Raw genomic sequence first — 10397 nt, 5'->3', positions numbered from 1 at the left:
GCTAGGGATCCTCTGCACGAATCGAGCGGTAAGTGTGCGCTGCGGATCGGGATGGGCTGCAAGGCGCAAAGCGCAGCAATAGCCGTAGCTATTGCGAGCATTTGCAACGCGGCAGACCGCCTGAGTCCGCAGATGCGCACGGCGCGGTGATTTGTGCAGAGGATCCCTGGTGCCGCCCAAAGTCGCAGATTTTGTTTTCAAACCCCGTTAGCGGGGTGCTCGATGCGGGTAAAAATCACCCGAGGGGCGAGGACTTTAACTGAAGGACCACCCATGGCAGTTCTATATTGCACGGCAAACAGGACGGTTCGGGTCAAAAACTACCTGCCAATGGTGGTCGATTGAAAGTTCGAAATCAACCTGAGGCCGTCCGTGGCGCTGCAGACCATTCCTATTGAATGAAAAGTGCTGCCAGCGCTTTGCAGATAAGCGCTGGCAGCTATCAATTATGAAGTGATCGACAGGGGAGCGTTGGCGGCGCTGCCATCACTTCATTTCAAACTGCGCTGATTGCACTTGGCTCCCCAGCTTGATCAGGCACCCGCCGAGAAGCGTGCGCCGCAGTCCTCCAGGGTGCCCGCCGGTCCATGAGATGCTCTGGCCCCAGGTCTTGGCAGGAGGCGGCGCCCAGCATGGCCAGGTTGCGGTCCACTTCGGCGCGCAGCAGGCCGATGGCGGCGGCAACGCCTGCCTCGCCGTCCACCGCTGCGGCGTAGTTGAACGGGCGGCCCACAAAAACTGCCTGCGCACCCAGCGCCAGGGCCTTGATCACATCGGTGCCACGGCGGATACCGCCGTCCAGCATCACCGTCATGCCGCTGCCCGCCTGCTCGGCAATGGCGGGCAGCACGCGCAAGGGTGCTACTGCGCCATCGAGCTGGCGGCCGCCGTGGTTGCTGACGATGATGCCGTCCACTCCGTGCTGGCGGGCCAGGGCCGCATCGTGCGGACTGAGGATGCCTTTGACCACCAGCGGCCCGCGCCATTGGCGGCGGATGTGGGCGATGTGGCTCCAGTCGAAATGGTCGCGGGCTGAAAAATCGCGCTGCACGCGCGACGACAGGATGGGCGCGCCGCGTTCGGCAAACGAGTTTTCAAAATGCGGCATGCCGTGGCGTGCCAGGGTGCGCAGCAACGTGCCCGCCAGCCAGCGGGGGCGCACCAGGCCGTCCCACGCCAGACGCAGGCCGGGCCGCAGCGGGGTGGAGAAGCCCGCGCGGATGTTGTTCTCGCGGTTGCCTGCCACGGGAATGTCAACCGTCACCACCAGGGTTTCTACGCCGGCCGCTACCACGCGCTGCAGCAGGCCGTCGATGCGATCTGGCGTGCCCGGCAGGTAGGCCTGAAACCAGATTCCGGGGGCCGCTTGCATGACCTCTTCAAGCCGGATGAGCGAACTGCCGCTTTGCACGGCGGGGATGCCCGCCTGTGCCCCCGCACGCGCCAGCACGATGTCGCCCCGGTAGGCCGACAGGGCCGCAATGCCCATGGGTGCGATGCCGAAGGGGCTGGCGTAGCGTTTGCCGAAGAGGGTCACGCCCTGGTCGCGCTCGGCCACGTTGCGCAGCACGCGGGGTACGAGCGCCAGCTCGGCAAAGGCGCGGCGGTTGTCGTCCAGTGCCTGGTTGTCCTCGGCCGCTCCCGCCACGTAGCCAAAGATGGGGCGCGGCAGCACGCGGCGCGCTGCGGCTTCAAAGTCGTCCAGCGACAGCAGATCGCGGGTGCGGCCGCTGCAGCGAGCGCCATCAAACGCCTGCCAGGCATTGGGTGCGGGCGAGGCCAGCGTGGGGGAGGGGTTGGGCATGAGCGGGTCCGGGCTAAAACAAGCAATGGAAGGATTAAAGGCTGGAAGGCTAGAAAGCAGTGTCCAAAAAGCGGCAGAATCAAGAAAGCGAATTTATTGATCAGTATTTGTTCGCTAAATTGACATTAAAAACCATGACCCTCAAGCAGCTCGAAGCCTTCTACTGGGCCGCCACCTGCAGCACCTTTGCCATGGCGGCCGGGCGTGTGCACCTGTCCGTGTCGTCGCTGTCCAAGCGCATTGCCGAGCTGGAGGTGTCGCTGGGGCAGGTGCTTTTTGACCGGAGCGGGCACCGCGCAGCGCTGACGGAGGCGGGCACACGGCTGCTGCCAATGGCCAGCGCGCTGCTGCAGCAGGCCGACCGTGTGCAGCAGGACATGGGCAGCATTGCGGGCCTGCGGGGCCCCTGCCGCCTGGGCGTGGGCGAACTCACTGCGCTGACCTGGTTGCCGCGCCTTGTGGCCGCCATCGCCAGTGCGCACCCCCACGTTGATGTGTCAGTGCATGTCGATGTGGGCGCTGCCCTGGCAGAGCGGCTGGATAAAGGCGAACTGGATGTGGCCGTGATTGCGGGCACGGCCAGTCGCAGCGTGCTGACCTCGGTGTCCCTGGCGAACGCCCGGTTTACCTGGTGTGCGGGCCCTGCGGTGGCGCAGAGTGTGGCCCGCATGGATGCAGACGCATTGCTGCTGCACCCGCTGGTGACGCTGCCCCAGGGCTCGGGTGTGACCCATCTCATCGACGACTGGCTGCGGCAGGCGGACGCCCGCCCCACGCGGCGGCTGGTCTGCAACCACTGGGGCGCCATCGTGGGCCTGCTGGCGCACGGCAGTGGCATTGGCCTGCTGCCCGAGGGCTGGGCGCAGGCCCTTTGCGCGCGGGGCGTGCTGCACATGTTGGCCAGCCCGGTACCTCTGGGGTCGCTCGGCTATGCGCTGCACAGTCGGCGCGATGACTTGCGGCCACTGGTGGGCATGTTGCATGGTCTGGCAACGCAGCACGCGGATTTCACGGTGGCGAGCAGCGCGTTCTGAACGCACTGGCCGGCTTGATCGCATTGACCGCATTGACCCGGCACTAGAATCGCGCCCGCTGCGTCTCGCAGTTCCTGGCCCCGCGCGGGCCTTTAAGGCGAAACCCCATGCCCATTTCCCTCTCGGCCCCTGTTGTGCTGGTGCTGGCCTCCGGCCGGGGAGCGCGGTTTGCCGCATCGGGCGGCGCGGTACACAAGCTGCGCGCGCGCCTGGGTGAAACCACGGTGCTGGAGCACACCCTGGCCGCGGTGCGCGCCAGCGGTTTGCCGTGGCATTTGGAGGATGTGGGGCACCCTGGCATGGGCGATTCGATTGCGGCAGCGGTGCGTGCCACGCCAGATGCTCCGGGCTGGCTCGTCTTGCCGGGGGACCTGCCGCTGGTGCTGCCTGAAACGCTGCGCACTATCGCTGCCGCATTGGCAGACCCCGACTGCGCTGTGGCGGTGCCTGTGTACCGGGGCGAGCGGGGCCACCCCGTGGGATTTTCGTGGACTTGCCAACAAGGGCTGCTTGCGTTGGCAGGCGAGCAAGGCGCCGCCAGTGTGGTGCGCCAGCAGGCGCAGCAGGGCAGGGTGCGGCTGGTAGACGTGGATGACGCGGGCACGGTGACCGATGTAGACACCGTGCAGGACCTGGAGCGCGCAGCGGTGTTGCTGGCTGCGCGGCGGCAATCTACGGACTAGGCAACCGAGCTACCCAAACGAACCAAGATGCCCGAGCGGGCGGGTTGACACCTTGATTACTTGACCGCCGTGATCACCGCACAAGCGAGGCGCGGGCCTGCGTTGCCCGTGGGCTGGGTCTTGTAGTCGTCGGGGTCACGGTGAACGATCAGGCCCTTGCCGATGATGTCGTTGGTGGGGCCTGCGAGGGTGATGCTGCGCGACAGAAAACTGAATGCCGCCACACCGTACTTGTCCGCCTTGAGGCTGGGCAGGTCGCCCGTGTGGTGCTCGCCAGCGCCGTGGGCGCCATGGGGCTTGCCGCCGGGGTTGTAATGGCCGCCGGTGCTCATGCCGTCGCCGCTGGAGCAGTCGCCTTTTTCATGGACATGAAAGCCGTGCTCGGCGTTGGGCTTGAGGCCGCGGATTTCGCCAGACACTTGCACGCCGTCGCCGGTCTGGGCAAAGGTCACGGTGCCGCTGGTGGTGTTGCCGCGGGTGGGCTCCAGCTTGGCGGTGGCGCGGAGGCCCGCAAGGTGCGACGCGCAGCCCGCCAGGGCGACCGCAGCCACCAGCGACGACAGAATCGACAGGGTGAAACGAGTTTTCATGACCCACACTCCTAAAACGTAAACAGAGGAACACCGCGCGATGTGGATGTTTCTGCTGTCCACCGCGGGTGGTCGCCATCGTATCGGGGGAACCAGAAAACTACGCCTGTTTTTTTGCCAAAGCGATCAAGCGGGCCAGGGCCCGGTCATGGATGCCGTGCTTGCGCAGTTCGTCGTAGGTAGCCTGGGCATAGTCGATGGTGGTACCAAACCGCCCACAGGCCTGCTCAAAAATGCGGCTGTACTCGTGGTCGGGCAGCTCGCCCGTGTGGTTGGGGCTTTTGCGCGACAGGGTGAATGCCAGCGCACTGACCGGGCCCTGCGGCGTGTGGCAGGTGAGCCAGCGCGGGTCGTACACGGCGGTGATCATCTCGCGCTGCCACAGGTTGATCATGACCTGCCGCGCATGCGTCTTGTCCACCCGGAACACCATGCCCCGGCAACTGCCGCCTGAGAGCATGCCAAACACAAGGCCCGGGCACTCGGGCGTGCCCCGGTTGATGCGGCTCCACATCTTCAGCGCGCGGTGCCAGCCATGGACCTTGGCGGCGCGGCGCTCGTTGTAGTCAAAGTCAGGCCGCCAGATGAGCGAGCCATAGCCAAACACCCACAGATCCCGGTGGCCACCCCATTCGTGCAGGGCACGCTCCAGCATGGGGGCCGGGTCTCGCAGGGGGGCGGGGAGATTCGTCATGCCGTCACTCTACGATCGAAAAGCTTGGTTGGGCGCTCTGGGGCCTCTGCGCTGCAGGTTTCAGGGCGGCGGCAGTCCATTTTTTTCAACACCCCAACAGGGTGTCCTGGTTTTCCTGCTCGGATGACGACGGCGTGGCAGACGACAAGATCGAGCTGAAGACACCTGAAGGAGCCACTGACACTGACACCAATGCCGGAGCACGCCGCGTGAATGCGGCAATGGGCGCGCAATGGCCAGGCAGGTTCTCCAGATCGCTCCGTAGAAAACCCGGCAGTGCCGGGATTTTTAGGTCAAATTGGCCTCTAACGCTTATCTGGCATGCGCTAGCAGCTATTAATTTGGTAGTAACTGGTTACCGCAGGCCTGCGCCGCCCGTGCCCTCGGCGCGCTGGATCAACTCGATTTTGTAGCCATCGGGGTCTGTTACAAATGCGATCACGGTAGTACCGCCTTTGACGGGACCTGCCTCGCGCGTCACGTTGCCGCCCGAGGCCTTGATCTTTTCGCATGCTGCGTACGCATCCGGTACACCCAGCGCAATATGGCCATACGCGGTGCCCATGTCGTAGCTTTCGGTGCCCCAGTTGTAGGTCAGCTCGATCTCTGCCTGGCCGGGGTTGCCGCCGTCGAAGCCCAAAAACGCCAGCGAGTATTTGTACTCGGGGTTCTCGGACTGGCGCAGCAGTTGCATGCCCAGCACCTTGGTGTAGAAGTCAATCGAGCGTTGAAGGTTGCCAACGCGCAGCATCGTGTGGAGGAATTTCATCCTTTCGATTGTGCAGGCATGTCAAAAACCAGGCAGGTGGTGGTGGCGTGGGCGTAGAGCGTACCGTCTGGCCCCACCAGGCGGGCCTCGGCCGTGGCAAGCTGGCGCCCGCTATGGATCACGCGGCCTTCGGCCCGCACCCGCTGCACTTTCGGTGTGATGGCCTTGACCAGGTTGATGCCCAGCTCGGCCGTGGTGTAGCCGCGTCCGGGCTCCATGCGCGTGTGCACGGCGCAGCCCAGGGCCGAGTCGAGCAGGGTGGCAAACCAGCCGCCGTGCACGGTGCCCATGGGGTTCAGGTGCTCTGCGCGGGGCGTGCCCTGGAAGATGGCTGTGCCTTCGCCCACTTCAACAATCAAGAAGTCCAGCGTCTTGGCGATGGCGGCGTAGGGCAGTTCGCCGCGCAGCATGGCCTGCATCTGCTGCAGTCCGTTCAGGTGGGCAATTTGCTCACGCTGGGCCACGCCGGGGCCTGGGCCGGCATCCAGCCGGGCCAGGATGTCGCGCTCTTGGGCCAGCCAGTGTTCAAGGTGGTTGTGGTGGGTCATGGGGTTGCTTGGTTGAGGAGCTGGTTTGATGGAGAATATTGCATATGCAATTATTGCAGATACAATTTAATTCATGCAAGCCGAACCATCGACCTCGGTCCCTGTGCTGCCCCAGGGCTGTACCAACTTCAAGCTGCGCCAGTTAATGCGCCGCGTAGCCAACCATTACGACGCAGAGATGGCAAAGTGCGGACTCAAGACCACGCAGTATTCGCTGCTGTCGCATGTGCTCAAACTGGGCCCCATCCGCCCTGGCGACCTGGCGGTGGCCATGAAGATGGATGCGTCCACGCTGACCCGCAACCTGCGCCCCCTGGTGGATGCCGGCTGGGTCACCCTGGAGGCGGGCGCCGACGCGCGCAGCCGCCTGGTGCATATCTCTGACACTGGCCGCGACAAACGTGCCGAGGCACAGCGCCACTGGAAGGCGGCGCAACTGGCATTGAATGCAACGCTGGGCGCAGAGCGCGTGATAGCGCTGCACACATTGGTGGACGATTCGCTGGATCTGCTGGCCGCGCTGCACACACAGGAGGCTGTCCATGGCGAGTGAGACCGCCCATCCCGCCTCGTCGGCCGACGCAGGCCGGCCTGTCGTCTACCTCGAAGACCTGGCGGTAGGTGACCAGTTCAGAAGTGGCGAACACGCCATGGACGAAGCGCAGATCAAGGCCTTTGCTGCGCAGTTTGACCCGCAGCCGTTCCACCTGGACGACGCGGCCGCCCGGCCCACGCTGTTTGCCGGTCTGGCCGCCAGTGGCTGGCACACCGCGGCAGTGACCATGCGACTGCAGGTGACCAGCGGCCTGCCCATTGCGGGCGGCATCATCGGCGCGGGGGCCGAAGTCACCTGGCCACGGCCCACGCGCGCCACTGATGTGCTGCATGTGGTGAGCGAGGTGCTGCAGATCCAGCCTTCCAAGTCCAAGCCCGACCGGGGCATGGTCACCGTGCGCAGCGAAACGCGCAACCAGCATGGCGATGTGTTGCAGGTGGCCACCGTGCGCATCGTCGTACCACGCAAGCCCGGTGCATCGGCATTTATGGCATGACGGACGCCTTGAACCCCCGCACCCGCATGCTGCTGGAGGCGCCCATCGCGCCCACCTTGCTGCGGCTGGCCGCGCCCAATGTGCTGGTGATGCTGGCGCAGGCGGGCGTCGGCCTCATCGAAACCTACTTCGTCGGCAAGCTGGGCACCGATGCGCTGGCGGGCATGGCGCTGGTGTTCCCGGTCGTCATGCTGATGCAGATGACCTCTGCTGGCGCCATGGGCGGCGGCATCGCATCGGCCATTGCCCGCGCTTTGGGCGCGCGGCGGCGCGACGATGCCGATGCGCTAGTCCTGCACTCATTGGTCATCGCAGCGGTGTTCTCGCTGGTCTTTACGGTGGGCGTGGTGGGAGGAGGGCGCTGGCTTTACACCCGCATGGGCGGCGCAGGTGGTGCGCTGGATGCGGCGCTGATCTATTCCAACTGGGTGTTTGCGGGCGCTTTTCTGGTGTGGCTGTTCAACACGCTGTCGGCCGTGATCCGAGGTACCGGCAACATGGCCGTGCCGGCCTATGTGACGGTGCTGGGCGCGGTGGTGCTGGTGCCGCTGTCGCCGCTTTTCATCTTTGGCTGGGGCCCCATCCCCGGCCTGGGCATTGCGGGTGGCGCGATTGCACTGTTGGCGTTCTACCTGATTGGCAGTGTGGTGCTGGCGGCGTACCTGTGGTCGCCGCGCAGCCTGCTGAGGCCGTCGTTGGCGCACATCCGGTTTCGGTGGGTGCTGTTCAAGGACATCCTGCGGGTCGGGCTGGTGGGCACCGTCTCCACGGTCGCCACCAATCTGTCGATCGGCGTTACCACTGCGCTGGTGGGCGGCTTTGGCATTGCCGCCATCGCGGGCTACGGCACAGCGTCGCGGCTTGAATATCTGCTGGTGCCCTTGGTGTTCGGCCTGGGCGCGCCCCTGGTGGCCATGGTGGGCACCTGCATCGGTGCGGGCCAGCGCGAGCGGGCCTTGCGCGCCACCTGGATCGGCGCGGGCATGGCGTTTATGATGGCCGAGGCGATTGGTTTGTGGGCGGCGGCGTTTCCCCACGCGTGGCTGTCGCTGTTCAACAGCGACCCCGCCATGCTGCAGGCGGGCGCTCTGTATTTGCGCACCGTCGGCCCGGTGTACGGCTTTTTCGGCCTGGGCCTGGTGTTGTACTTTGCCTCGCAAGGGGCAGGGCGCCTGCTCTGGCCGGTGATTGGCAACATTGTGCGCCTTGCTGTTGCAGTGACTGGCGGCTGGTTGGCCTTGCGCTGGGGCGGTGGTTTGGCCGCGGTGTTTGCCGCACAAGCGGTGGCGCTGGTGCTTTACGGAGTCGTCAACGCCTGGGCGATTGCGGGTGGCGCCTGGTTCGGCCCAGTCGGCTGGCCGCGCAGCATGGCAGGCCTGCTGCGGCGCACGCCACAGACCTGAAAATATAGACAAAATGGCCGCTAGCGCTTATCTATTAAGCGCCAGTAGCTATCAATTCAGTAGTAACCACGCAGTAGTTTCCGGCTGAATCAGACGGGGACCGTGTAGTTCAACGTCATGCGCCCGCCGTCCACGGTCACGATCTCGCCAGTTACGTAGCTGGCAGCGTCGCTGGCCAGCCAGGCCACCACATCGGCAATCTCCGACGGCTCGCCCAGGCGTTTCATGGGGGTGCGGCTCATGATCTTGTTCTTGGCCTCATCGCTGGTCAGCACCGCCTTGGCGGCCAGCTCGGTGGCGATGGTGCCGGGGGCCACGGCATTCACACGGATATTTTTGTCGGCCAGCGCGAGCGCCATCACCCGTGTGAGCTGGTTAACGCCGCCTTTGCTCACGTTGTAGCTGGAAATGTTGGGGATGGTCAGAACGCCGTTGACCGAACTCATGTTGACGATAGAGCCGCCACCGGAGGCGACCATGGCCCGTGCCACTGCCTGGCCCACCAGGAACGAGCCCTTGAGGTTGACCCGCAGCACGGCATCAAAGTCCGCCTCGGTCACGTCCAGAAAGTCTGCCGCCCGAAAGATGCCCGCGTTGCTCACCAGCACGTCGATGCGGCCATGCGCCGCCAGCGTCTGCGCTACCAGCGCATCCACCTGCGACTTGTCGCCCACATCGCAGCGCACGTACAGCGCACCCAGCTCTTGCGCCAGTGCCTGGCCGCGCGCGTCGTCCACATCAACAATCACCGGTTTGGCGCCGTCGGCCGCGAAACGCCGCACGCAGGCCTCGCCAATGCCTTGCGCGCCACCGGTGACGATGCAGACGCGGCCCTGGTGGCCAAAGTGGATGGAAGAAGACTTGGAAGGTGCAGTGGTGGAAATGGTCATGGGAGTGGATGTTAGCGGCTGTCTGGTGGCATGGCATGCACCTTCAATGACTTTATACGATGTATAAGCCATTATCTTCACTCCTCCAGATAATAATCTTCAATTGGACTTAAAAAAAGGGTTCAAGTTATCTCAGGGCCATTTTTTTCATCATGGCGCGAATAAGTCCCGTCGTTTGCAGCGAGACCGCCCCGCGAATATCTCCCCGGACGAACGTCCGCCGCTTCGCTGGATTGATCGACCATCACAGGCGGGTATTGAGGGCAGGGGAGTTCCACCATGCCAACAACAAGCCCTTTCTCAGGCGGTACAGGCTCAGATCGCAGGTTCACCATGGGGCGAGGCCCCATACCCCGGTGCTCAGGTAACCAAGCTGGCCTAGATGGCGGTTTTGGAGGTCTCATGAAGAGGCCTTAACAGCCAGCTCTTGTAGCTGACCTACCCGGTCTCTCAGGCGGCCAGAGAAGCGCAGCAGCAAAGAGCCCAGGTGGTAGTAGGGCGAGGATTCATCACTTGAGGCCACCTGGGCCAATGAATCAATCTCGCAGCTCAGATCAAAGAGCCCATCCGACGCACGCTTGAATTCAGCCAGGCGGGTCAGGTGTGCCAGCTCGATGTAACTAGAATCGGTGTCAGCCATTTTTCAACTCCTACTTAGTTGGGTTTGGTCAGGGGGCCGGGTGTTCCACCACCCGCATCCCCCGGTCTATTTCGCCTCTTTGCGAGGCCGTCCGCGCTTCTTGGGCGCTGGAACTGGGGCAGGGGCAGGCATGGCACCGCCCCGAACTAAAAGCCGCTCTATCAAGGTCAGAGTCGTGCGAGCACGCGTCCGAGGCCCATCCCCATCCATAACTGTCTCTGTCAGAGGCAAAGCCTCACCCGGAGCTTTGCCAATTGGCTTTGACATGGCAGAGGCCAGACCACCGGACA

General features: G+C 64.3%; 12 protein-coding genes. 5 read left to right on the top strand and 7 right to left on the bottom strand.

The features are described from left to right. Nucleotides 1-496: 496 nt before the first annotated feature. On the bottom strand, nt 497-1804 hold the full coding sequence (locus ACK4OE_RS17965) for an alpha-hydroxy acid oxidase (RefSeq protein ID WP_409886643.1): 1308 nt from the start codon (nt 1802-1804) through the stop codon (nt 497-499). Between the two features lie 134 nt (nt 1805-1938). Here ACK4OE_RS17965 and ACK4OE_RS17960 point away from each other — a divergent pair, with 134 nt between their 5' ends. After that, a complete protein-coding gene (locus ACK4OE_RS17960) occupies nt 1939-2838 on the top strand; it encodes a LysR family transcriptional regulator (RefSeq protein WP_409886641.1) in 900 nt (299 codons plus the stop codon). Between the two features lie 107 nt (nt 2839-2945). Beyond that, the gene (locus ACK4OE_RS17955; protein ID WP_409886639.1) at nt 2946-3521 is read left to right on the top strand and encodes an NTP transferase domain-containing protein; all 576 of its coding nucleotides are present in this window, start codon (nt 2946-2948) and stop codon (nt 3519-3521) included. Nucleotides 3522-3577: 56 nt separating this feature from the next. Here the strand turns inward: ACK4OE_RS17955 and ACK4OE_RS17950 are convergent, their stop codons facing one another. The 4 genes from ACK4OE_RS17950 to ACK4OE_RS17935 form a co-directional block, all read right to left on the bottom strand. Further along, nucleotides 3578-4111 carry a superoxide dismutase family protein gene (locus ACK4OE_RS17950; protein WP_409886637.1) on the bottom strand — a complete coding sequence of 178 codons (534 nt, stop codon included), beginning with the start codon at nt 4109-4111 and terminating at the stop codon, nt 3578-3580. 100 nt (nt 4112-4211) lie between these two features. After that, nucleotides 4212-4805 carry a gamma-glutamylcyclotransferase gene (locus ACK4OE_RS17945; protein ID WP_409886635.1) on the bottom strand — a complete coding sequence of 198 codons (594 nt, stop codon included), beginning with the start codon at nt 4803-4805 and terminating at the stop codon, nt 4212-4214. A 355-nt stretch (nt 4806-5160) separates the two neighbouring features. Next, a complete protein-coding gene (gene gloA, locus ACK4OE_RS17940; protein ID WP_409886634.1) occupies nt 5161-5574 on the bottom strand; it encodes a lactoylglutathione lyase in 414 nt (137 codons plus the stop codon). Then, nucleotides 5571-6122, bottom strand: a complete 552-nt coding sequence (locus ACK4OE_RS17935; RefSeq protein ID WP_409886632.1) for a PaaI family thioesterase — start codon at nt 6120-6122, stop codon at nt 5571-5573. The genes gloA and ACK4OE_RS17935 overlap by 4 nt, the downstream gene beginning before the upstream one ends. Before the next feature lie 73 nt (nt 6123-6195). On the opposite strand from ACK4OE_RS17935, the gene ACK4OE_RS17930 reads away from it, so the two are divergent. The 3 genes from ACK4OE_RS17930 to ACK4OE_RS17920 are packed head-to-tail and all read left to right on the top strand — an operon-like array spanning nt 6196 to nt 8577. Continuing rightward, nucleotides 6196-6675 carry a MarR family winged helix-turn-helix transcriptional regulator gene (locus ACK4OE_RS17930; protein WP_409886630.1) on the top strand — a complete coding sequence of 160 codons (480 nt, stop codon included), beginning with the start codon at nt 6196-6198 and terminating at the stop codon, nt 6673-6675. Continuing rightward, nucleotides 6665-7174: a MaoC family dehydratase gene (locus ACK4OE_RS17925; RefSeq protein ID WP_409886629.1), complete on the top strand. Its 510-nt coding sequence runs from the start codon at nt 6665-6667 to the stop codon at nt 7172-7174. Before ACK4OE_RS17930 ends, ACK4OE_RS17925 begins: the two co-directional genes overlap by 11 nt. Beyond that, a complete protein-coding gene (locus ACK4OE_RS17920; RefSeq protein ID WP_409886627.1) occupies nt 7171-8577 on the top strand; it encodes an MATE family efflux transporter in 1407 nt (468 codons plus the stop codon). The genes ACK4OE_RS17925 and ACK4OE_RS17920 overlap by 4 nt, the downstream gene beginning before the upstream one ends. 89 nt (nt 8578-8666) lie before the next feature. Here the strand turns inward: ACK4OE_RS17920 and ACK4OE_RS17915 are convergent, their stop codons facing one another. Continuing rightward, on the bottom strand, nt 8667-9467 hold the full coding sequence (locus ACK4OE_RS17915) for an SDR family NAD(P)-dependent oxidoreductase (protein WP_409886625.1): 801 nt from the start codon (nt 9465-9467) through the stop codon (nt 8667-8669). 400 nt (nt 9468-9867) lie between these two features. Then, nucleotides 9868-10107, bottom strand: coding sequence for a hypothetical protein (locus tag ACK4OE_RS17910; RefSeq protein WP_409886623.1), 240 nt, complete (start codon nt 10105-10107; stop codon nt 9868-9870). Between the last annotated feature and the right edge of the window lie 290 nt (nt 10108-10397).

Origin of the sequence: Acidovorax sp., from assembly GCF_046314175.1 — a bacterium.
GTDB lineage: Bacteria > Pseudomonadota > Gammaproteobacteria > Burkholderiales > Burkholderiaceae_C > Acidovorax.
Note: the sequence above shows the minus strand (reverse complement) of the source record. Positions and strands in the feature narration are given on the sequence as shown.

What these genes read in the sequence shown, in the direction of transcription:
- ACK4OE_RS17965 (WP_409886643.1), bottom strand. Translation starts at nt 1,804, where the DNA reads ATGCCCAACCCCTCCCCCACGCTGGCCTCGCCCGCACCCAATGCCTGG.
- ACK4OE_RS17960 (WP_409886641.1), top strand. Translation starts at nt 1,939, where the DNA reads ATGACCCTCAAGCAGCTCGAAGCCTTCTACTGGGCCGCCACCTGCAGC.
- ACK4OE_RS17955 (WP_409886639.1), top strand. Translation starts at nt 2,946, where the DNA reads ATGCCCATTTCCCTCTCGGCCCCTGTTGTGCTGGTGCTGGCCTCCGGC.
- ACK4OE_RS17950 (WP_409886637.1), bottom strand. Translation starts at nt 4,111, where the DNA reads ATGAAAACTCGTTTCACCCTGTCGATTCTGTCGTCGCTGGTGGCTGCG.
- ACK4OE_RS17945 (WP_409886635.1), bottom strand. Translation starts at nt 4,805, where the DNA reads ATGACGAATCTCCCCGCCCCCCTGCGAGACCCGGCCCCCATGCTGGAG.
- gloA (WP_409886634.1), bottom strand. Translation starts at nt 5,574, where the DNA reads ATGAAATTCCTCCACACGATGCTGCGCGTTGGCAACCTTCAACGCTCG.
- ACK4OE_RS17935 (WP_409886632.1), bottom strand. Translation starts at nt 6,122, where the DNA reads ATGACCCACCACAACCACCTTGAACACTGGCTGGCCCAAGAGCGCGAC.
- ACK4OE_RS17930 (WP_409886630.1), top strand. Translation starts at nt 6,196, where the DNA reads ATGCAAGCCGAACCATCGACCTCGGTCCCTGTGCTGCCCCAGGGCTGT.
- ACK4OE_RS17925 (WP_409886629.1), top strand. Translation starts at nt 6,665, where the DNA reads ATGGCGAGTGAGACCGCCCATCCCGCCTCGTCGGCCGACGCAGGCCGG.
- ACK4OE_RS17920 (WP_409886627.1), top strand. Translation starts at nt 7,171, where the DNA reads ATGACGGACGCCTTGAACCCCCGCACCCGCATGCTGCTGGAGGCGCCC.
- ACK4OE_RS17915 (WP_409886625.1), bottom strand. Translation starts at nt 9,467, where the DNA reads ATGACCATTTCCACCACTGCACCTTCCAAGTCTTCTTCCATCCACTTT.
- ACK4OE_RS17910 (WP_409886623.1), bottom strand. Translation starts at nt 10,107, where the DNA reads ATGGCTGACACCGATTCTAGTTACATCGAGCTGGCACACCTGACCCGC.